Source organism: Pantoea folii (assembly GCF_056678875.1).
In genome coordinates, this window is record NZ_JBWXON010000002.1 from 1 (window position 1) to 22,486 (window position 22,486).

Annotated in this window: 19 protein-coding genes; 13 read left to right on the forward strand and 6 right to left on the reverse strand. The window is 51.4% G+C overall.

Translation table 11 applies throughout. From position 1 onward, the window contains the following. Window positions 1-219: 219 nt before the first annotated feature. Both purU and AC1MDE_RS03520 read right to left on the reverse strand, forming a co-directional pair. Window positions 220-1,068, reverse strand: a complete 849-nt coding sequence (purU, locus tag AC1MDE_RS03515) for a formyltetrahydrofolate deformylase (protein ID WP_479398682.1) — start codon at window positions 1,066-1,068, stop codon at window positions 220-222. Window positions 1,069-1,125: 57 nt separating this feature from the next. Continuing rightward, on the reverse strand, window positions 1,126-1,581 hold the full coding sequence (locus AC1MDE_RS03520; RefSeq protein WP_034828811.1) for a YchJ family protein: 456 nt from the start codon (window positions 1,579-1,581) through the stop codon (window positions 1,126-1,128). A gap of 96 nt (window positions 1,582-1,677) precedes the next feature. Here AC1MDE_RS03520 and rssA point away from each other — a divergent pair, with 96 nt between their 5' ends. The 5 genes from rssA (at window position 1,678) to AC1MDE_RS03545 (ending at window position 7,190) form a co-directional block, all read left to right on the forward strand. Beyond that, entirely contained in the window at window positions 1,678-2,583 is a 906-nt protein-coding gene (gene rssA, locus AC1MDE_RS03525; protein ID WP_058959825.1) for a patatin-like phospholipase RssA, read from the forward strand. Between the two features lie 102 nt (window positions 2,584-2,685). Continuing rightward, window positions 2,686-3,702 (forward strand): two-component system response regulator RssB, encoded by a 1,017-nt coding sequence (rssB, locus tag AC1MDE_RS03530; protein ID WP_034828815.1) that lies wholly within the window; start codon window positions 2,686-2,688, stop codon window positions 3,700-3,702. Window positions 3,703-3,895: 193 nt separating this feature from the next. Next, the gene (galU, locus tag AC1MDE_RS03535) at window positions 3,896-4,804 is read left to right on the forward strand and encodes a UTP--glucose-1-phosphate uridylyltransferase GalU (RefSeq protein ID WP_034828817.1); all 909 of its coding nucleotides are present in this window, start codon (window positions 3,896-3,898) and stop codon (window positions 4,802-4,804) included. A 23-nt stretch (window positions 4,805-4,827) separates the two neighbouring features. Then, window positions 4,828-6,168, forward strand: coding sequence for a UDP-glucose dehydrogenase family protein (locus AC1MDE_RS03540; RefSeq protein WP_034828819.1), 1,341 nt, complete (start codon window positions 4,828-4,830; stop codon window positions 6,166-6,168). Window positions 6,169-6,182: 14 nt separating this feature from the next. Then, window positions 6,183-7,190 carry an NAD-dependent epimerase gene (locus AC1MDE_RS03545; protein WP_479400796.1) on the forward strand — a complete coding sequence of 336 codons (1,008 nt, stop codon included), beginning with the start codon at window positions 6,183-6,185 and terminating at the stop codon, window positions 7,188-7,190. 96 nt (window positions 7,191-7,286) lie between these two features. Here the strand turns inward: AC1MDE_RS03545 and hns are convergent, their stop codons facing one another. Beyond that, a complete protein-coding gene (hns, locus tag AC1MDE_RS03550) occupies window positions 7,287-7,694 on the reverse strand; it encodes a histone-like nucleoid-structuring protein H-NS (protein WP_034828823.1) in 408 nt (135 codons plus the stop codon). 417 nt (window positions 7,695-8,111) lie between these two features. Between hns and tdk the strand changes: the two genes are divergently transcribed. Further along, entirely contained in the window at window positions 8,112-8,732 is a 621-nt protein-coding gene (gene tdk, locus AC1MDE_RS03555) for a thymidine kinase (protein ID WP_058959850.1), read from the forward strand. Window positions 8,733-8,784: 52 nt separating this feature from the next. On the opposite strand, the gene adhE is transcribed toward tdk, so the two are convergent. Next, the gene (gene adhE / locus AC1MDE_RS03560) at window positions 8,785-11,463 is read right to left on the reverse strand and encodes a bifunctional acetaldehyde-CoA/alcohol dehydrogenase (RefSeq protein WP_034828825.1); all 2,679 of its coding nucleotides are present in this window, start codon (window positions 11,461-11,463) and stop codon (window positions 8,785-8,787) included. Window positions 11,464-11,907: 444 nt separating this feature from the next. Here adhE and AC1MDE_RS03565 point away from each other — a divergent pair, with 444 nt between their 5' ends. The 7 genes from AC1MDE_RS03565 to oppF all read left to right on the forward strand — a co-directional run bounded on the left by AC1MDE_RS03565 (window position 11,908) and on the right by oppF (window position 20,520). Then, window positions 11,908-12,555 (forward strand): YchE family NAAT transporter, encoded by a 648-nt coding sequence (locus AC1MDE_RS03565; protein ID WP_480344295.1) that lies wholly within the window; start codon window positions 11,908-11,910, stop codon window positions 12,553-12,555. A 575-nt stretch (window positions 12,556-13,130) separates the two neighbouring features. Then, complete coding sequence (locus AC1MDE_RS03570) at window positions 13,131-14,765, forward strand: ABC transporter substrate-binding protein (RefSeq protein WP_479402596.1); 1,635 nt, start codon at window positions 13,131-13,133, stop codon at window positions 14,763-14,765. Between the two features lie 159 nt (window positions 14,766-14,924). After that, the gene (gene oppA, locus AC1MDE_RS03575) at window positions 14,925-16,562 is read left to right on the forward strand and encodes an oligopeptide ABC transporter substrate-binding protein OppA (protein ID WP_034828830.1); all 1,638 of its coding nucleotides are present in this window, start codon (window positions 14,925-14,927) and stop codon (window positions 16,560-16,562) included. An 81-nt stretch (window positions 16,563-16,643) separates the two neighbouring features. Then, window positions 16,644-17,564 (forward strand): oligopeptide ABC transporter permease OppB, encoded by a 921-nt coding sequence (gene oppB / locus AC1MDE_RS03580; RefSeq protein WP_034828832.1) that lies wholly within the window; start codon window positions 16,644-16,646, stop codon window positions 17,562-17,564. Window positions 17,565-17,579: 15 nt separating this feature from the next. Then, on the forward strand, window positions 17,580-18,488 hold the full coding sequence (oppC, locus tag AC1MDE_RS03585) for an oligopeptide ABC transporter permease OppC (protein WP_034828835.1): 909 nt from the start codon (window positions 17,580-17,582) through the stop codon (window positions 18,486-18,488). 11 nt (window positions 18,489-18,499) lie between these two features. Next, window positions 18,500-19,519 carry an ABC transporter ATP-binding protein gene (gene oppD / locus AC1MDE_RS03590; RefSeq protein WP_058959820.1) on the forward strand — a complete coding sequence of 340 codons (1,020 nt, stop codon included), beginning with the start codon at window positions 18,500-18,502 and terminating at the stop codon, window positions 19,517-19,519. Then, complete coding sequence (gene oppF / locus AC1MDE_RS03595; protein WP_034828839.1) at window positions 19,516-20,520, forward strand: murein tripeptide/oligopeptide ABC transporter ATP binding protein OppF; 1,005 nt, start codon at window positions 19,516-19,518, stop codon at window positions 20,518-20,520. Before oppD ends, oppF begins: the two co-directional genes overlap by 4 nt. A 53-nt stretch (window positions 20,521-20,573) precedes the next feature. Here oppF and AC1MDE_RS03600 read toward each other — a convergent pair whose 3' ends face one another. Together AC1MDE_RS03600 and cls are read right to left on the reverse strand one after the other, a co-directional pair. Continuing rightward, window positions 20,574-20,903: an HI1450 family dsDNA-mimic protein gene (locus tag AC1MDE_RS03600; RefSeq protein WP_196250121.1), complete on the reverse strand. Its 330-nt coding sequence runs from the start codon at window positions 20,901-20,903 to the stop codon at window positions 20,574-20,576. A gap of 37 nt (window positions 20,904-20,940) precedes the next feature. After that, window positions 20,941-22,401: a cardiolipin synthase gene (gene cls / locus AC1MDE_RS03605; protein WP_058959819.1), complete on the reverse strand. Its 1,461-nt coding sequence runs from the start codon at window positions 22,399-22,401 to the stop codon at window positions 20,941-20,943. Window positions 22,402-22,486 lie beyond the last annotated feature (85 nt).

A 22,486-nucleotide genomic window follows, 5' to 3' on the forward strand; every position in this document is an offset into this window, starting at 1 on the left:
GAGAAGGATTCGAACCTTCGAAGTCGATGACGGCAGATTTACAGTCTGCTCCCTTTGGCCGCTCGGGAATCCCGCCACTGGCCTGAATAATGTGCCTGAAAGCGGGGCGCATGATACCAAATGCGTTCTGACTGTAAAGCGCTGAAAACAAAAATATGAATCGTTTGCCCACTTTTCATCCGTGGCGCTGAAGAGTTGCACAATTCAGCGCCAGGACGCTTACAGAATGATGGTGCGGTTACCGTAAACGAACACGCGCTGACCCAGCACTTTATACAGCGCGCGGCTCAGGACATTCTTCTCGACATCACGACCGGCACGCATCATCTCTTCTGCGGTGTAGCTGTGATCGACGTTGATCACGTCCTGCATGATGATCGGACCTTCATCGAGGTTGTCATTCACGTAGTGCGCGGTAGCACCGATAATTTTTACGCCACGCTCGTAAGCTTGATGGTAAGGGCGCGCGCCGATGAAAGCAGGCAGGAACGAGTGGTGAATATTGATGATCTGATTCGGGTAACGCTGCACAAAAGCCGGCGTCAGCACGCGCATATATTTGGCCAGCACCACGTAATCCGGCTGGTAGCGATCAATTTCATCGCCCATGCGGTTGTCATGCTCTTCACGCGTCAGGCCTTCATGGCTGACCAGCACAAACGGAATATCGAAACGTTCAACCAGCGAGCGCAGCGTTTCATGGTTACCAATGACGGCGGCAATCTCCATATCGAGACCACCAAACGCGCATTTCATTAGCAGATCGCCCAGGCAATGCGCCTCTTTGGTCACCAGAATCACCACACGACGACGACCAGCGCTCTGCAATTCCCGCACCGAACCTACCGGTAACGCGCTGTCGAGATCCGCCAGCAGGGTATTGTCGTTGAAAATCCCTTCCAGCTCTGTGCGCATGAAAAAGCGCCCGGTACGGTGATCGACAAACTCGTTGTTTTGCACAATGTTGAGTTCATGCTTGTAGCAAATGTTGGTGATCTTGGCGATCAGACCTTTCGCATCTGGGCAAATGGTCCGTAAAACTTTTCGTTGCATGTTTTGCGCTTGCATCTCGATCAGAGTCCTGTCAAAGCGATGAATGGTAAAGCCGTTGTGCATCTGTCCAGATTAACCACAACATTTTTTGTATTTTTTATCGGAGCCACAAGGACAGCGATCGTTGCGCCCCAGCTCGGGCACCGTTCCGTCGATATAGTACCAGCGTTGATCCTCACGAAGAAAGCGTGAACATTCATAGATGGCCGAAGTGCGCTCTTTTTCGCGGTAACGCGCAAAAAAGGTCACAAAGGCTTCATTCTCGTGGCTTCCATGATTACAACGGGTTACATTCAAGCCCAGCCACTCAGTGCCGGAAAAACTTTCAGATAATAACGTCTCAAGGTCGGCCACGCGCTTACTGGAGTGCCAGGTCGCAGCCAGATAACCCGCGTTCTTTTCAACATAGGCGGTGTAGCGTGAACGCATTAATTGTTCAGCGCTGGCAGGGAATGCCTGACCGCTCAGAAAGGGCTGGCAACATAAGCTATACTGCTTTCCGCTGCAGCAGGGGCACTTTTCAGACACGTCATCTCCTGTGAGTGATTAAAGTTAATTAAAGTGTGCGCTATGGTAGCCGACTGCTGAGCGGGATGCTACGTACCAGACTAATCACGAGGTGCGATGAGAAAGGTGAGGATCGGGCTGGCCCTGGGTTCAGGCGCCGCCAAAGGTTGGGCGCACATTGGTGTGATTAATGCGCTGGAGCGTGCCGGCATTGAAATTGATGTGGTTGCAGGCTGCTCTGTCGGCGCGCTGGTGGGATCGGCATACGTCAATGGGCGGCTGGGCGTAATGGAAAAGTGGGTGAGCGCATTTCGCTATTGGGACGTGATCCGGCTCATGGATCTGTCGTGGCAGCGTGGTGGTTTGCTGCGCGGTGACCGCGTGTTCAGCCACATCCGTCAGTTGATCCCCAATGAATTGATTGAGGGATGCAATAAACCCTTTGGCGTGGTGGCCTCGAATTTAAGTACCGGCCGTGAGTTGTGGTTAACCGAAGGCGATTTGCATCAGGCAGTACGTGCGTCCTGTAGTATGCCAGGCTTATTACCACCTGTTGGCTACAATGGTTACTGGCTGGTGGATGGTGCCGTGGTCAATCCGGTGCCGATATCTCTGACACGAGCCCTTGGCGCCGACATTGTCATCGCGGTGGACTTACAGCATGACGCGCATTTAATGCAGCAGGATTTATTATCGGTGACACCACAGAGCGGTGAAGAAGAGGCCGCGGCTGAGGCATTAAGCTGGGGCAAAAAATTGCGCCAGCGCATACTGGGTCTGACGCACCGCCGGGCCAATCAAACGCCGGGTGCCATGGAGATCATGTCCACATCCATCCAGATTCTGGAAAACCGCCTTAAACGTAATCGTATGGCGGGCGATCCACCGGATGTGCTGATTCAACCGTTTTGTCCGCAGATATCCACACTGGATTTTCATCGTGCAGAAGAAGCCATTGCGGCAGGTAAAGCCGCCGTCGAGAAAAAAATGGATGAACTATTACCGCTGGTCCGTGGCAGATAATCAGGTTGTTCATTCACAGTCAGTGCGACTTCGGTCAATTCTGAAAGGCGCAACTGCGTTTTATGAACCACTATTGAAATATCTGGTACGCAGGGGGAGAGAATGGAAAAACCACTAATCGGCAAAAAGATACTCATTGTCGAAGATGAGGTCGTTTTCCGTTCGATGTTAGACACTATGTTGGTGGGGCTGGGAGCCAGCACGCTGGAAGCGGGAGATGGCCTCGATGGCTTAACCTTGCTGTCGGCTCAAGCCGTGGATCTGGTGATTTGCGATCTGGAGATGCCGCGCATGGGGGGGCTTCAGTTCGTCGAACGTATTCGCAGCCGCGGTAATAGCGTGCCAATCCTGATCATCTCTGCCACGCAGAACATGGCTGATATTGCGCATGTCCTGCGCCTTGGGGTTCAGGATGTTCTGCTTAAGCCGCTCAGAAACCTCGAACGTTTTCGTGAAGCTGTTTATGAGTGCCTTTATCCTTCGATGTTCACTTCCAAAGTTGAGGAAGATGAACAGCTGTTTCAGGATTGGGATGCACTGGTCCGCGATCCTTTAGCTGCGTCTAAGTTACTGAAGCAGTTGCAACCTCCGGTTCAGCAAACCATCGCCAATTGCCGCATTAACTATCGCCAACTGACCATGGCTGAACAGCCAGGGTTAGTGCTGGATATTGCCGCGTTGTCCGACAAGGATCTGGCCTTCTACTGTCTTGATGTGACCCGAGCAGGCGATAATGGCGTGTTGGCCGCCTTACTGTTGCGCGCGCTGTTTAATGGTCTGTTACAGGAACAACTTTCCGGACAGAAACAGCGCTTGCCGGAGTTAAACGGCCTGCTGCGCCAGGTCAATATGCTGTTACGCCAGGCCAATCTCAGTGGCCAGTTCCCCTTGTTGGTGGGGTACTACCATCGTCAGTTGAAAAACCTGATTCTGGTCTCCGCTGGCCTCAACGCCACATTGCACATTAACACCCATCAGATTCAACTCAGTAATGGCGTACCGCTTGGTACTATGGGCAGTACGCACCTCAATCAGATCAGTCAACGCGCTGATGCCTGGCAGTGCCATGTGTGGGGCGCGGGTGGCAGGCTACGGCTGATGTTATCGGCTGAAGAATAAGCGATTGGATTTATATTTTTTGCGGGCTGGAGACAGGGCCAGGGGTAAGCTTTACACTTGGGTAATAGTCTTAAATTCCGCGGATTAGCTCCATCCAGGATAAATCCGTCTGATAGTAACTGATATACTCATTTCGTTTTTAAACCGACATATCAAGTATTAACTTGAACGGCCTATTAAGAGAGGTATTTAGATGTCTGCCTATAAGTCTAAAGTAAAAAAAGCGGTAATCCCGGTTGCAGGTCTGGGTACGCGTATGCTGCCTGCTACTAAAGCTATTCCAAAAGAGATGTTACCGCTGGTCGATAAGCCGCTGATCCAATATGTCGTGAATGAGTGTATCGCTGCGGGCATTAACGAAATCGTGTTGGTTACGCACTCTTCTAAAAACGCCATCGAAAACCATTTTGATACCAGTTTTGAGCTGGAATCCATGCTGGAAAAACGCGTTAAGCGTCAGTTGTTGGACGAAATCCAGTCTATCTGTCCTCCACACGTGACCATCATGCAGGTGCGTCAGGGTATTGCGAAAGGCCTTGGCCACGCAGTGATGTGTGCACATCCGCTGGTCGGTGATGAGCCGGTTGCCGTGATTCTGCCAGATGTGATCATCGATGAGTACGAATCTGACCCAACCAAAGACAACCTGGCAGAAATGCTGGCGCGTTACGAAGAAAGCGGCCGCAGCCAGATCATGGTAGAGCCGGTTGCTGATGTGACCGCTTACGGTGTCGTTGACTGCAAAGGTGCTGACCTGGCACCAGGCCAGAGCGCGCCAATGGTGGGTGTGGTTGAAAAGCCTAAAGCTTCTGAAGCGCCTTCCAACCTCGCAGTTGTGGGTCGTTACGTGCTGTCTGCTGACATCTGGCCACTGCTGGCGAAAACCCCTCCAGGTGCTGGCGGCGAAGTTCAGCTGACTGACTCCATCGCCATGCTGATGGAAAAAGAGACCGTTGAAGCCTATCACCTGACCGGTGTAAGCCATGACTGCGGTAACAAACTGGGTTATATGCAGGCTTTCGTTGAGTATGGCGTTCGTCATCCAGTACTGGGTAAAGACTTTACTCAATGGCTGGAAGGCGCTGTAGGCAACAAAAAGTAATTCATTAAACACAGGATAATTCAATGAAAGTCACTGTATTTGGTATCGGCTATGTCGGTCTGGTTCAGGCTGCGGTGTTAGCCGAAGTCGGACATGACGTTCTCTGTATTGATGTCGATGAAAAGAAAGTCGAAAACCTGAAAAAAGGCCATATTCCGATTTTCGAACCGGGTTTGACGCCGCTGGTGATGTCTAACTATGAAGCGGGTCGCCTGAAGTTCAGCACCAATGCAGAAGAGGGTGTTAACCACGGTGTCATGCAATTTATTGCTGTGGGTACGCCGCCGGATGAAGACGGTTCTGCCGATCTGAAATATGTGACTGCGGTTGCGCGGACAATTGCAGCGCACATGAACGATCATAAAGTGGTGATCGATAAATCTACCGTCCCTGTCGGAACGGCTGATCGTGTGCGTGCAGTAATGGCCGAGACGCTGCAAAAACGTGATGTGAACATCCCGTTTGATGTGGTTTCTAACCCTGAATTCCTCAAGGAAGGGGCTGCAGTAAACGACTGCATGCGTCCTGAGCGCATCGTGGTGGGCACTGATAACGACGACGTGGTTGAGTTGTTGCGTGAGCTTTATGAGCCATTCAACCGCAATCACGATCGCATGATTCTGATGGATATCCGCAGTGCAGAGCTGACCAAGTACGCAGCGAACTGCATGCTGGCGACCAAAATCAGCTTCATGAACGAAATCTCTAACCTGGCAGAACGTCTGGGAGCCGACGTTGAGAAAGTCCGCCAGGGGATTGGTTCAGATTCTCGCATTGGTTATCACTTCATCTACCCTGGCTGTGGCTACGGTGGTTCGTGCTTCCCGAAAGACGTGCAGGCGCTGATTCGTACTGCTGAGTCGATTGGTTACACACCGCGTCTGTTGCAGGCGGTAGAAGATGTGAATGATTCACAGAAGAACAAATTGCCGAGCTTCATCAAGCGTCATTTTGGTGACGATCTGCGTGGCAAAACCTTTGCTCTCTGGGGCCTTGCGTTCAAACCTAACACCGACGATATGCGTGAAGCCTCCAGCCGTGTGCTGATGGAAACGCTATGGGAAGCGGGTGCGACCATTCAGGCATTTGACCCGGAAGCAATGGAAGAAGCGCAGCGTATTTATGGCCACCGCGACGACCTGAAGCTGACCGGTACCAAAGAAGCGGCGTTGCAAGGTGCTGATGGCCTGGTGATTTGTACTGAATGGCAGAACTTCCGTGCGCCAGATTTCGACGTTATCAAAACCGCGTTAAAACAACCCGTGATTTTTGATGGTCGTAACCTGTATGATCCGGAGCGTATCAGCAAACGCGGCTTTACGTATTACGCTATCGGCCGCGGAGCATCAATTCAAATTGTGTAATAAATGAGGGATGTATGAAGTTTTTGGTTACCGGTGCGGCAGGTTTTATTGGATTTCACGTGAGTCAGCGTTTGCTGGCCGCCGGTCACCAGGTCGTCGGTATCGATAACCTGAATGACTATTACGATGTCAGCCTGAAACAAGCGCGCTTAGACCAGATCCTCCAGCATCCCGAGTTTATCTTCCTGAAAATGGACCTGGCAGATCGCCAGGCCATTTCTTCATTATTCGAACATCATGCATTTGATCGCGTGATCCATCTGGGTGCGCAAGCGGGCGTTCGTTATTCAATTGATAACCCACACGCTTATGCCGATGCCAATCTCATTGGCCACCTCAATATTCTCGAAGGGTGCCGCCATCATAAAGTTGGCCACCTGCTGTATGCGTCATCCAGCTCAGTATATGGGCTTAACCGCAAAATGCCTTTCTCAACGGATGACTCTGTTGATCATCCTATTTCTCTGTATGCGGCCACGAAAAAAGCCAACGAATTGATGTCGCATACTTATTCCCATTTGTACCGGTTGCCCACCACCGGTCTGCGCTTCTTTACTGTTTACGGTCCGTGGGGACGTCCGGATATGGCGTTATTCAAATTCACCCGCGCAATGCTGGCCGGTGAGCAAATCGACGTCTATAACCGTGGGCAAATGACCCGAGATTTTACTTACATTGATGATATTGCTGAAGCTATCGCGCGTATGCAGGATGTGATTCCGCAGGCTGATGAAAACTGGACCGTGGAAGCGGGATCGCCGGCCACCAGCTCTGCGCCATACCGGGTTTACAATATCGGCAACAGCCAGCCGACCAGCCTGATGACCTATATCGAGTCACTGGAAAAAGCGTTGGGCATTGAAGCGAAGAAAAATATGCTGCCGATGCAGCCGGGAGATGTGCTCAATACCAGTGCGGATACCCAGCCATTATATGATGCGATTCAGTTCCGTCCGCAAACCAGGGTTGAGCAGGGCGTGCAGAACTTTGTTGATTGGTATCGTCGCTTTTATCAGCAATAAAGACGCATTAAAAAAGGAAGCCAGCGGCTTCCTTTTTCTTACCCGGTGTAAAGTGAACTCACGTTAGCGCTATTCACAATTCGAAGCACTGGAAAATTACAGCAGGAAATCGTCCAGTTGTTTACCTTGTTCTTCAATCGCTTTTTTAATCACGGCTGGTGTACGACCCTGACCTGTCCAGGTACGGTTTTCACCATTTTCATCAACGTAAGAATACTTGGCAGGACGTGCAGCACGCTTGGTTTTTCCCGGTGCTTTGGTCTCAGAAAGTGCCTGTAACAATTCGTTTGGATCGATACCATCTGCAATCAGCATCTCACGGTATTGTTCAAGTTTGCGGTTACGTTCAGCATTTTCAGCCTGCGCGTGAGTTTCTTCTTCACGACGCTCATTGACGACAACCTCGAGTTTTTCCAGCATCTCTTCCAGTGTTTCCAGAGTGCATTCCCGAGCTTGCGCGCGCAATGTACGGATATTATTAAGAATTTTAAGTGCTTCGCTCATTGTCCTAATCTCAAAATATAATAAATGGGAGTTGTTCTGCCGACTCATAATAGTGGGGCTAAAAAATAACTGCAATAGTCAGATTAAAAAGTAAAACGTTAAGTAAAAACCAGAAATCACATTGTATTACGGTTTACAAATATATTTACCGTTAGCGCTTAGATCTGTAGCCTTGATTATCCGCGTTTGCCACAGTGACGTTGTGCTAATCCTTACACTTTGGCAGTAATAATGCTGAATAAATTCTCAGCATAGATTGTTCTTTGCCAAAAAGTGCTGTTTTAACGTCGATGATGAATCACGTACCTGCCATTGTCGTTAATTTGAGCAAATGATAAAAATAATGCATCGCTACAGGTTTACTTGTTTATGGTAGACTGCGCGCCATCAGATTTGTGCTGCGATGAGATTCTGCATATGGCCCAACTTTATTTTTATTACTCCGCGATGAACGCGGGTAAATCCACTGCTTTGCTTCAGTCCTCCTATAACTATCAGGAGCGCGGCATGCGCACTCTGGTGTATACCGCCGAGATTGATGACCGCTTTGGTGCGGGCAAGGTAAGCTCGCGGATTGGTCTTTCGTCTCCTGCTTTTTTATATAACGCTGCGACACAATTAAATCAGGAAATAGCCAGGGAGCATGCGAAGCAACCGGTTCATTGTGTGCTGGTGGATGAGAGTCAGTTCCTGACACGTGAGCAAGTCAGGGCGTTATCGGATGTGGTCGACAATATGGATATTCCCGTATTGTGTTATGGATTACGCACTGATTTTCGCGGCGAGCTCTTTACCGGTAGTCAATATTTACTGGCATGGGCAGATAAACTGGTTGAGCTTAAAACTATCTGCCATTGCGGTCGTAAAGCCAGCATGGTATTGCGCCTTGATGTCAACGGTAAACCGTTCAGCGAAGGAGAGCAGGTGGTGATTGGCGGCAATGAGCGATATATTTCTGTCTGCCGTAAACACTATAAACAGGCGATTGATGAAGGATCGTTAAAAGCTATCTATGGTGCGCAATCTCCGCACGCTTGATTATTTAGCGATAAAAAAAACCCGCCGCAGCGGGTTTTTTGTTTTTAGCCGGTTAGGCTTTTTTGGTTTTTTTCTCGATTTTCACCGTTTTATCATCGGCGGCTTCAGCCACTGGGCCTTCAGCTTCAGAGAATTCGCGGCCATAGAAGGTATCCAGCATGATTTGCTTCAATTCGGCAATCAGCGGATAACGCGGATTCGCACCGGTACACTGGTCATCAAACGCGTCGTCTGCCAGCTTATCGACTTTCGCCAGGAAATCGGCTTCCTGCACGCCAGCTTCTCGGATTGAGGTTGGGATACCGAGTTGAGTTTTCATCTCTTCCAGCCATGCCAGCAGTTTTTCAATTTTCTGGGCAGTGCGGTCACCCTGTGCACTCAATCCAAGATGGTCGGCAATTTCAGCGTAGCGACGACGTGCCTGTGGGCGATCGTACTGACTGAAAGCTGTCTGCTTGGTTGGGTTGTCATTCGCGTTGTAACGGATGACGTTGCAAATCAGCAGGGCGTTGGCCAAACCGTGCGGAATGTGGAACTCCGAGCCCAGCTTATGCGCCATGGAGTGACACACACCGAGGAAGGCGTTGGCGAACGCGATACCGGCGATTGTGGCCGCATTATGCACACGTTCACGCGCTACTGGATTCTTCGCCCCCTCACGATAGCTGGCCGGCAGGTTCTCTTTCAGCAGTTTCAGCGCCTGCAGCGCCTGGCCATCAGAGTACTCATTTGCAAGTACAGAGACATAGGCTTCCAGCGAGTGAGTTACCGCATCCAGACCACCAAACGCACAGAGTGAGCGCGGCATATCCATCACCAGGTTGGCATCCACAATCGCCATATCAGGCGTCAACGCATAGTCCGCTAACGGATATTTCTGGCCTGTCGCATCGTCAGTGACCACAGCAAACGGTGTAACTTCAGAACCGGTACCGGAAGTGGTGGTGATGGCCACCATGCGCGCTTTCACGCCCATTTTCGGGAACTTGTAGATACGTTTACGGATATCCATGAAACGCAGCGCCAGTTCTTCGAAGTGGGTTTCAGGATGTTCGTACATCACCCACATGATTTTCGCGGCATCCATCGGGGAACCGCCGCCCAGGGCGATAATCACATCGGGTTTGAAGCTGTTCATCTGCTCAGCACCTTTACGTACGATGCTGAGTGTTGGGTCCGCTTCTACCTCAAAGAACACTTCAGTTTCGATGCCGTGCGCTTTTAACACGCGAGTGACTTGATCGGCATAGCCATTGTTAAACAGGAAGCGGTCAGTGACGATAAAGGCGCGCTTAGCACCGTCGGTCGCGACTTCTTCCAGGGCAATCGGCAGTGAACCACGACGGAAGTAGATAGACTTCGGAAGTTTATGCCACAACATATTTTCAGCTCGCTTGGCCACGGTTTTCTTGTTGATCAGGTGTTTAGGTCCGACGTTCTCAGAAATTGAGTTACCGCCCCAGGAACCACAGCCCAGCGTCAACGATGGCGCAAGTTTGAAGTTATAGAGGTCGCCAATACCGCCTTGCGAAGCTGGTGTGTTAATCAGAATACGGGCGGTCTTCATTTTGTCGCCAAAGAAGTGCACGCGCTCGTGTTGGTTATCCTGGTCAGTGTACAGGCAAGAGGTATGGCCGATACCGCCCATAGCCACCAGTTTTTCTGCTTTATCTACCGCGTCGTAATAATCTTTTGCGCGATACATCGCCAGGGTTGGCGACAATTTTTCGTGGGCAAACGGTTCAGACTCATCCACCAGCTTCACTTCACCAATGAGGATTTTAGTGGTCGCAGGGACGCTGATGCCGGCCAGTTCAGCAATTTTTGCCGCAGGTTGGCCGACGATAGCGGCATTCAGTGCACCATTTTTCAGAATGATATCCTGAATGGCTTTCAACTCTTTGCCCTGCAGCAGATAACCGCCATGGCTGGCGAAACGCTCGCGAACCGCATCGTAGACCGAGTCCACCACGATGACAGACTGCTCTGACGCACAAATGACGCCGTTATCGAAGGTTTTCGACATCAGGATAGAAGCGACTGCGCGTTTGATATCGGCGGTTTCATCAATAACGACAGGCGTATTACCGGCACCGACACCAATCGCCGGTTTACCGGAACTGTATGCGGCTTTTACCATACCTGGGCCACCGGTGGCCAGAATCAGGTTGATATCAGGGTGATGCATTAATTGGTTAGACAGTTCTACTGACGGGACATCGATCCAGCCAATAATGTCTTTCGGTGCACCGGCCGCAATGGCGGCTTGCAACACAATGTCGGCTGCTTTGTTGGTGGCATCTTTGGCGCGTGGATGTGGTGAGAAGATGATACCGTTACGGGTTTTAAGGCTGATCAAGGCTTTAAAGATGGCGGTTGAGGTCGGGTTAGTGGTCGGTACGATACCGCAAATCAGGCCAATTGGCTCAGCGATGGTGATAGTACCGAAGGTGTCATCTGTATCCAGCACACCACAGGTTTTCTCATCTTTATAGGCGTTGTAGATATATTCAGAAGCGAAGTGGTTTTTGATCACTTTATCTTCAACGATACCCATGCCCGATTCGGCGACGGCCATTTTGGCGAGGGGGATACGGGCATCAGCAGCGGCGAGTGCAGCAGCGCGGAAAATGGTATCAACTTGTTCCTGACTAAAGTTGGCGTATTCACGCTGTGCCTTTTTAACACGCTCTACCAGTGCATTAAGTTCGGCAACATTTGTAACGGCCATAGTGCTCTCCTGAAGGAAGTTAAACTCTTTTAGTAAGCAAGCCTGAGTCGGAAAGTATAGTCGCGCTATGCTTATACGTTGTTCAGAGTGGCGAGTAGATTGCCGTTGCTTACTAAAAGGGTTTCCAGGATAAAATGCTGACGCCTGTATCAATAGTTTCGATGGGTTAAGATTACCCCTGATGAGGTAGGCAAATTTTGATGTGGATCAATCTGGCGCCAAGCTGACACCTTTCAGCATCGACTTTAGCAACTAAAGTAACTCATTAAGCGGTTTTAGTTGATGGAGATGACATGAGGTGGGCGACGAGCCATTGTTCGCAGAGGAATAAACTGGAAGTAAGGGGAAATAGCAGCATATATTTCCGCTTAACCCACTGGTTTTCCCTCCGGCTTATGCACTACATTAAGCGCGATTTGAAACACTACCTTCGTGGAGCTCACCGTGAACCCCGTGCTACTTGATTTTTCCGGCTACGTTAAGTTTTTTGTCGGCTTATTTGCCCTGGTCAATCCCGTGGGGATCATCCCCGTGTTTATCAGCATGACCAGCTATCAGGCGGTCGCTGAGCGGAATAAAACCAACTTTACGGCAAATCTTGCTGTGGCGATCATACTCTGGACCTCATTGTTCCTGGGGGATGCCATTCTCCATTTGTTTGGTATCTCAATTGATTCATTCCGTATCGCCGGGGGGATTCTGGTGGTAACCATCGCGATGTCGATGATCAGCGGCAAGTTGGGCGAGGATAAGCAAAACAAGCAGGAAAAGTCAGAGACCGCGATTCGTGAAAGTATTGGTGTGGTGCCTCTGGCCTTGCCCTTGATGGCCGGCCCGGGTGCGATCAGTTCGACTATCGTCTGGAGCACGCGTTACCACAGCTGGATAAACCTGCTCGGTTTCACTATCACCATTGCGATTTTCGCGCTCTGCTGTTGGTTATTGTTTAGAGCTGCCCCTTTAATGGTGCGCGTTTTAGGACAAACAGGCATTAACGTGATTACCCGAATCATGGGATTGCTTTTAATGGCACTGGGGATTGAGTTTGTTGTCACCGGGATGAAGGCGATATTTCCGGGTTTGCTGAATTAATTTGTCGGGGTTTTTAGTTAAAAAATAACTTTCGTGATCCATATTGGTGCAATGGGCCATTATTTTGCACCAATAGGGTGAGGTTATTCGCCTGGCTTAATATGATCTGGCTATCATCACTTTTGCTACTACTTTTCCTTCCTGCGCCAGTTCATCAACAAATATATGTGATAATTATCACAGTATATTTCACTGCCATATTCATTTTAATCAGTAACTATTCGGAGGTTTTATCACCTCAAATAACGTTTCATATTGTTAGCTGAGAGTTTGGCAGCGTTAACAGTAAAATAGCGGATTGCAAGGGTTTATTGGCGATAAAATCAGCGGAATATTGACTTATTGCTTATAAAACATCTGGTTGAATAATATTTCAGGATGAAAATTAACACTTCTCCTGTCGCGGTCTACATGATAAAAGAGAATTAGCTAACATTTTTGCTGTTTAGCTTTGGCGTGCGGGCATCGGTTCTGATAATTTTCGGCTCATCACAAATTTTTTCCCTGTTCGCGACAAATGTGTACGCTTCTTGCTTACTCGCTATCAGGTTTTTATTTAAGGTTGATATTTGTTGATGAAGAGCATGGTAGCGAAAAAAGTTGCGCGCACGTCTCTGGTACTTTGTCTGGCAGGTTTTATCTCTCATAGTCAGGCGGCTGACATCCCGGCAGGGACGCAATTATCTGCAACACAGCGCATTGTCATCAATAACGGTAGTGAAGTGTCCTCGCTCGATCCGCAAAAAACGGAAGGGGTTCCCGAATCTAATGTCATCCGCAATTTGTTAGAGGGGCTGGTAGAGACCGATAACAATGGTCAGATTGTGCCTGGCGTTGCAAAGCAGTGGAGCAACCAGCAGGGGCGTATCTGGACCTTCACCCTGCGAGAAGATGCGCGCTGGAGCAACGGTGAACCCGTCACCGCGCAAGATTTCGTTTACAGCTGGCAGCGTCTGGCCGATCCGAAAACAGCTTCACCCTATGCCAGTTATCTGCAAGCTGCCCATATCGCCAACATCGACGCCATTTTGGCGGGCAAAGCCTCGCCGGATTCACTGGGCGTGAAAGCGATTGATGCGCATCACCTCGAAGTGACACTCACTGAGCCTGTTCCCTATTTTGTCGACATGCTGGCCCATACCGCGATGAAGCCGGTGTATCGCGCGGCGATTGAAAAATTCGGCGAGCAGTGGACCCAACCGCAGAACTATGTGGGAAATGGTGCCTACACGCTGGCTGACTGGGTGGTGAATGAAAAGATTGTCCTGAAGCGTAACCCGCAATATTGGGATAACGCGCACAGTGTGATTGATGAGGGCGTTTTTCTGCCGCTCTCTTCCGAGAACAGTGACATCAATCGCTATCGCAGTGGTGGTACGGATATGACCAACAGCGTGGTGCCACCCGATTTGTTCAAAAAGTTGCAGCAGGATTTGGGCGATCAAGTCAAAGTCAGTCCTGTGCTCTGCACTTTCTACTATGAAATGAATAACAAGAAAGCACCGTTTGATGATGCAAGAGTTCGTACAGCGCTGAAGCTGACGCTCGATCGTGACATCATCGCCGACAAGATCATGGGGCAAGGTCAGATCCCCGCCTATGCGCTGACGCCGCCGTTTACGCATGGCATCTCGCCTGAAGCCCCTGCCTGGTCGAAGCAAACTCAGGCCGAACGTAACGCCAGTGCCAAACAACTGCTGGCCGATGCCGGTTTTAATGCTCAGCATCCGCTGCGTTTCACGTTGTTGTATAACACCTCTGAGCAGAATAAACGGCAGGCTATCGCCGCCGCCTCGATGTGGCAAAAGAACCTCGGTGCCGAGGTGACGCTACAAAATCAGGAGTGGAAAACGCTGCTTGAGACGCGTCATCAGGCACAATACGATGTGGTGCGCGCTACCTGGTGCTCGGACTATAACGAGCCCTCAACTTTCCTCAATATGCTGCTGAGTGGTGCCTCGATCAACACCGCGTTCTATCACAGCGATGCCTTCGATAAATTGATGGCGCAAACCCTGACGGTTGCCGATAACACTCAGCGTGCCGCATTGTATCAGCAGGCCGAAGCGCAGCTGGATACGGACTCGCCCATCGTGCCGGTTTACTATCGCGTCAGCGTGCGTCTGGTGAAACCCTGGGTAGGCGGTTTTACCGGCAAAGATCCGCAAGATATGCTGGCATTGAAATACTATTACATAAAGAAACATTGAGTAATGTGTGGAACCGGCGCTACAGTCGGACGGCACATTAACGTGGTAAACCCTGAAGGGTGGTAGTGGTCTCTGTTCAGACAGGCAGAGATCTCCCGGAAACGGGGTACGCCGGGCAGTTCACTGAACCGGTGACGATAATAAAACTGGAGCTAAGTAATGAACAACATCACGAAAAAAAGCCTGATTGCCGCAGGCGTTCTTGCAGCAATCGGCGCACTGGCAGGGAATGCTGCTTTGGCCGCAGTGCCAGCAGGCGTTGAATTGGCAGCAAAACAGGAGCTGGTACGTGGTAATGGCGATGAAGTGCAATCGCTTGACCCGCATAAAATTGAAGGCGTGCCGGAAGACAACATCGCACGCGATCTGTACGAAGGTCTGATCATCAGCGACAGCGATGGCAAACCGATTCCGGGCGTGGCAGAAAGCTGGGAAAACAAAGATTTTAAAGTCTGGACTTTCCATCTGCGTAAAAACGCTAAATGGTCCAATGGCGAGCCAGTCACGGCACAAGATTTCGTCTATAGCTGGGAGCGTTTAGTCGATCCTAAAACCGCTTCTCCTTACGCCAGCTATCCGCAATACGGCCACATCCTGAATGTCGATGACATCATAGCCGGTAAAAAACCGATCACCGATCTGGGTGTGAAAGCCATTGATGACCATACGCTGGAAGTGACCCTCAGCGAGCCGGTTCCTTATTTCTACAAGCTGCTGATCAACTCCGTGATGTCACCTGTGTATAAGCCTGCTATCGATAAGTTTGGCGACCAGTGGACTCAGCCACAAAACTGGGTGGGCAACGGTGCGTTTAAACTGGAATCACACGTCATCAACGAACGTGTCACCATCGTACGTAACCCGGAATATTGGGATAACGCGCACACCGTACTGAACAAAGTGACCTTCCTGCCGATCAACTCAGAAGTCAGTGACGTGAACCGTTACTTCTCTGAGAACGGCAGTGACATCACTTATAACAACATGCCGATCGAGCTGTTCAAAAAACTGCAGCGTGATAACGGCAAAGAGTTGATGGTGAAGCCGTATCTCTGCACCTACTACTATGAAATCAACAACCAGAAAGCGCCATTCACCGATCCGCGCGTGCGTACTGCGCTGAAACTGGGTCTGGATCGCGACATCATGGTGAATAAGGTGCTGGCGCAGGGGCAGTTACCGGCGTACAGCTTTACCCCGCCAGCCACCGACGGCATGGAATTGCTGCCGCCAGACTGGTTCAAATGGGATCAGAACAAGCGTAACGAAGAAGCGAAAAAACTGCTGGCTGAAGCGGGTTACACGGCTGACAAGCCACTGACCTTCAACCTGCTGTACAACACCTCGGATCTGCATAAGAAACTGGCTATCGCCGCGTCTTCGATCTGGAAAAAGAACATTGGCGTGAACATCAAACTGGAGAACCAGGAGTGGAAAACCTTCCTGGATACCCGTCATCAGGGCAACTTTGATGTTTCTCGTGCGGCCTGGTGTGCAGACTATAACGAGCCAACCTCGTTCCTGAACATCATGCTGTCTGACAGCAGCAGTAACACCTCGCACTATAAGAGCGCAGACTTCGATAAAGTGATCCACGATGCGGTGAAAGCGGTAGACGATAAAGCCCGTGTCGCGGATTACCAGAAAGCTGAGCAGATTCTGGATAAAGACAGCACCATTGTCCCGGTTTACTACTACGTCAACGCGCGTCTGGTGAAACCGTACGTGGGTGGTTACACCGGTAATGATCCGCTGGATAAAACTCTCGATAAAAACCTGTATATCATTAAACATTAATAGCACTCAGGCTATCGATAGTGGCGGCGCTGTAGCGCCGCCTTTTTGACTTTGTGAAGCAACAGCCTGGTAGGTACGGCAATGTTAAAATTCATCCTGCGTCGGCTTCTGGAAGCGATCCCGACGCTCTTCATCCTGATCACCATCTCCTTCTTTATGATGCGACTGGCACCCGGCAGTCCGTTTACCGGCGAGCGCACGCTCTCGCCTGAGGTGATGGCGAACATCGAAGCCAAATATCATTTGAACGATCCGATCGGCAAACAGTACGTCAGTTACTTAGTGCAGCTGGCGCACGGCGATTTTGGTCCATCGTTCAAGTACAAAGATTATTCCGTTAACTATCTGGTCGGCCATGCCTTCCCGGTTTCGGCCAAACTCGGCCTCGCCGCCTTCTTCCTTGCAGTGATCCTTGGCGTGACGGCAGGAGTCATTGCCGCGCTCAAACAGAACAGTTTGTGGGATTACGCGGTAATGGGGGTCGCCATGACGGGCGTCGTGATACCCAGCTTTGTCGTCGCACCGCTGCTGGTGCTGATTTTTGCGATTACCTTGCGCTGGCTGCCGGGCGGTGGCTGGAACGGTGGGCAGTGGAATTACATGCTGCTGCCGATGGTGGCGCTGTCTCTGGCCTATATCGCCAGCATCGCGCGTATTACGCGTGGTTCGATGATTGAAGTGATGCACTCCAACTTTATTCGCACCGCGCGCGCCAAAGGGTTGCCGCTGCGCCGTATCGTACTGCGCCATGCATTGAAACCTGCCATGTTACCCGTGCTCTCGTATATGGGGCCGGCATTCGTCGGCATCATCACCGGTTCAATGGTGATCGAATCGATTTACGGTCTGCCGGGTATTGGCCAGCTGTTTGTTAACGGTGCCCTGAACCGTGACTATTCTTTGGTGATGAGTCTGACCATTTTGGTCGGCGTGCTGACCATTCTGTTCAATGCGATCGTGGATGTGCTGTATGCCGTCATCGATCCAAAAATCCGTTACTGATGGTGGAGTTCGCCCATGATGTTAAGTAAGAAAAACAGCGAAGCTCTGGATGCCTTCAGTGAAAAACTGGAAGTCGAAGGGCGCAGCCTGTGGCAGGATGCGCGTCGCCGCTTCATCCATAACCGCGCTGCGCTGATCAGTTTGCTGGTGCTGTTAGCGATTACCCTGTTCGTGATATTAGCGCCGGTGTTGTCGCAGTTTAAATATGATGATACCGACTGGGCCATGATGTCAGCCGCTCCGGATACGGTTTCTGGCCACTGGTTTGGTACCGACTCATCCGGACGTGACCTACTGGTGCGTGTGGCGATTGGCGGTCGTATCTCGTTGATGGTCGGCATTGCCTCCGCGTTGATCGCGGTGCTGGTGGGTACGCTGTATGGTTCACTGGCGGGCTATCTCGGCGGTAAAATCGACTCCGTGATGATGCGTATTCTGGAAATCCTCAACTCCTTCCCGTTCATGTTCTTCGTGATCCTGCTGGTGACCTTCTTTGGTCGTAACATCCTGCTGATCTTTGTGGCGATCGGCATGGTGTCGTGGCTGGATATGGCGCGTATTGTGCGCGGTCAGACGCTGGGCCTGAAGCGCAAAGAGTTTATTGAAGCGGCGCAAGTGGGTGGTGTGTCGACCTTCAATATCGTGCTACGTCACATCGTACCGAACGTGCTGGGTGTGGTGGTGGTCTATGCCTCATTGCTGGTGCCCAGCATGATTCTGTTTGAATCCTTCCTCAGTTTCCTCGGGTTGGGTACGCAAGAGCCACTGAGCAGTTGGGGCGCACTCCTGAGTGACGGCGCCAACTCCATGGAAGTCTCGCCCTGGTTGTTGATGTTCCCGGCGGGTTTCCTCGTGGTCACGCTGTTCTGTTTCAACTTTATCGGCGATGGCCTGCGTGATGCCCTCGACCCGAAAGATCGTTAAGGAGTTTCCCGATGACCATACATGAATTTCAGCCAGCAATGGCTGCACGTGCGGGAAACAGTAGCCTGCTGCTGGACGTTAAAGACCTGCGCGTCACCTTTGGCACCCACGATGGTGATGTCACAGCAGTCAACGATCTTAACTTTTCACTTCGTGCCGGCGAAACCCTGGGTATCGTCGGCGAATCGGGATCGGGCAAGTCGCAAACCGCTTTCGCCCTGATGGGCCTGCTGGCAAAAAACGGTCGCATTGGCGGTTCGGCAAAATTCAACGGTGAAGAGATCCTTAACCTGCCGGAGAACAAACTGAACAAGCTGCGCGCAGAGCAGATTGCGATGATTTTCCAGGACCCGATGACCTCGCTCAATCCGTACATGCGCGTCGGCGAGCAGCTGATGGAAGTGCTGAAGCTGCACAAAGGGATGAGCAGCGCGCAGGCGTTTGAAGAATCCGTGCGTATGCTGGATGCGGTGAAAATGCCGGAAGCGCGCAAGCGCATGAAGATGTTCCCGCATGAATTCTCTGGCGGCATGCGTCAGCGTGTGATGATCGCCATGGCGCTGCTATGTCGTCCTAAATTGCTGATTGCTGATGAACCGACCACGGCACTGGATGTGACGGTGCAGGCGCAGATCATGACGCTGCTGAACGAGCTGAAACGCGAGTTCAATACCGCGATCATCATGATCACCCACGATCTCGGCGTGGTTGCCGGTATCTGCGACAAGGTGCTGGTGATGTACGCCGGTCGTACCATGGAATATGGCCGTGCACGCGATGTGTTTTATCAGCCTGCGCATCCTTACTCCATTGGCCTGCTGAGTGCGGTGCCGCGTCTGGATGCGGAAGAGGGTGAGTCACTCACCACCATTCCTGGCAACCCGCCTAACCTGTTGCGCTTGCCACAGGGCTGTCCGTTCCAGCCACGTTGCGCCTTTGCGATGGACGTTTGTGCCAAGTCACCGCCGCTGGAGCCTTTCGCGGAAGGGCGTCTGCGTGCCTGCTTCAAACCGGTGGAGGAATTAGCATGAGCACCGTCATCGAAGAGAAGAAAGTCTTACTGGAAATCGCCGATCTTAAGGTGCATTTCGATATTAAAGACGGCAAACAGTGGTTCTGGCAGCCGCCAAAAACACTGAAAGCAGTGGATGGCGTCAGCCTGCGCTTGTATGAGGGGGAAACCCTCGGCGTAGTGGGCGAATCGGGCTGTGGTAAATCAACCCTGGCACGCGCCATCATCGGCCTGGTGAAAGCCACCGACGGTCGTGTGGCCTGGCTGGGACGTGATTTATTGGGGCAGAGTCAGGATGAGTGGCGCCAGGCGCGCAGCGATATCCAGATGATTTTCCAGGATCCGCTGGCCTCGCTGAACCCGCGCATGACCATTGGCGACATCATTGCCGAGCCGCTGCGCACCTATTACCCGAAGATGCCAAAGCAGGAAGTGAAGGATAAGGTAAAAAACATGATGATGAAGGTTGGGTTGCTGCCAAACCTCATCAACCGTTATCCACACGAGTTTTCCGGTGGTCAGTGTCAGCGTATTGGCATTGCGCGTGCGCTTATCCTTGAACCCAAGCTGATTATCTGCGATGAGCCCGTTTCGGCGCTGGATGTGTCGATTCAGGCGCAGGTAGTGAATTTGCTACAGCAGCTGCAACGTGAAATGGGATTATCGCTCATTTTCATTGCGCATGACCTTGCGGTGGTGAAGCACATCTCTGATCGTGTACTGGTGATGTATCTCGGTCATGCGGTTGAGTTGGGCACTTATGACTCGGTGTACAACAATCCACAGCATCCTTACACCCGTGCACTGATGTCTGCAGTACCCATTCCGGATCCGGATCTGGAAAAAAACAAACAGATCCAGCTACTGGAGGGTGAACTGCCTTCACCGATCAATCCGCCTTCGGGCTGCGTATTCCGCACTCGCTGTCCGATTGCCGGACCTGAGTGTGCAAAAACGCGTCCGTTGCTGGAGGGCAGTTTCCGCCACGCAGTATCCTGTCTGAAGGTCGACCCCTTATAAGGTCGAAAAGAAAACGCCGGGCAATTGCCCGGCGTTGTTTTATGCGTCAGCGATTATTCACGCCAGAGAATGTGGCACAGCTTGTGGTCTTTCTCGCGGCACAGCAGCACGCGGGCAAACACATCGGTAATCGGCTCGCCGTCCGCTTCACCCAAACCAATCACCACTTCCGCAAAGAAGTCCGGGTTGAGATCGAAATCGACGTGCTCCTGCCAGTCTTCCGACGGGTCAAACAACTCCGCACCGCCGCGCTCTTCAAACTGCAGATTGAACAGAATGATGTCAGCCGGATCGAGGTTATCACCGGCCAGTTCTAGAAAAATGTCGTAGGCCTGTTCCAGCGTTTCATCTTCGGTAAGGCGATTATTTAAATCCATGGTCATTCCTGCTTACTCTGAGGCGGTAATCTTGTCGCTCGTTTTACAGTAAAGGGCTAAAGAAGTAAAACAGTCGTTCAACGATGCGTTGCCACCACGCACGTTTAGCCCAGCGCGCACCATCCAGTAAGCGTGAGCGGGCGATATAGTCATCCTGCACCGTGGCCAAATCGCTGCCAAATCCATCATCATCCACCACCAGCGTGATTTCAAAATTAAGCCACAAGCTGCGCATATCAAGGTTTACGGTACCGACCAGACTCAGCTGTCCATCCACCAGCACGCTTTTGGTATGCAGCAAACCGTCTTCAAATTGATAAATTTTTACGCCTGCTTCCAGCAACTCGGTAAAGAACGCGCGGCTGGCCCAGCCCACCAACAGCGAATCATTGTGGCGTGGCACCACAATGCTGACTTCCACACCGCGTTGCGCAGCGGTGCAGATGGCGTGCAGCAGGTCATCACTGGGGACGAAGTAGGGTGTGGTCATGATCAGTTGTTCGCGTGCGGAATAGACCGCCGTCAACAACGCCTGATGAATCATATCTTCCGGGAAGCCCGGCCCCGAAGCGATCACCTGGATGATATGACCGCTTTCCTGCTCAAAGGGCATGATGTTGGCATCCGGCGCGGGCGGCAGAATGCGTTTACCGGTTTCGATCTCCCAGTCGCAGGCATAAACGATGCCCATGGTGGTCGCGACCGGTCCTTCCATACGCGCCATCAGATCGATCCATTGGCCCACGCCAGCATCCTGCTTGAAGTAGCGGGGATCGACCAGATTCATGCTGCCAGTGTAGGCAATATAGTTATCGATGAGCACCACTTTGCGATGCTGTCGCAAATCCATACGGCGCAGGAACACACGCAGCAGGCTAACCTGTAGCGCCTCGACCACGTCGATGCCGGCATTGCGCATCATATTCGCCCATGGGCTGCGGAAAAATGCCACGCTGCCCGCAGAGTCCAGCATCAGGCGGCAATGTACACCCCGGCGTGAAGCCGCCATCAGTGACTCCGCGACCTCATCCGCCAGGCCGCCCGGATGCCAGATGTAAAACACCATCTCGATGTTGTGACGAGCCAGTTGGATATCACGAATCAACGCGTGCATCACATCATCAGAGTTAGTGAGCAGCTGTAGCTGATTACCTTTGACACCCGCAATGCCCTGACGATGGTGACAGAGTTCAAATAATGGACGTGCCACGTCACTGTGTTCGGTGGCAAAGATATGGCGGCACTGTTTGAGGTCGTTAAGCCACTTGGCGGTGGAGGGCCACATGGTGCGTGCGCGCTCAGCCCGGTGTTTGCCCAGATGAAGTTCACCAAACGACAGATACGCGATAATACCCACCAGTGGCAGAATATAGATGATCAGCAACCAGGCCATGGCGGACGTCACTGCGCGGCGTTTCATCAGGATACGCAGCGTGACACCCGCAATCAGCAACCAGTAGCCAAACAGCAGCAACCAACTGATTAGGGTATAAAATGTAGTCATTAAGTGGACATCCTGTTCGCGCTTTGATGAGGAAAGTTTACGTGCTGAATAGCACTAGTGAAACCTTTAATCGTGAATGACAGTT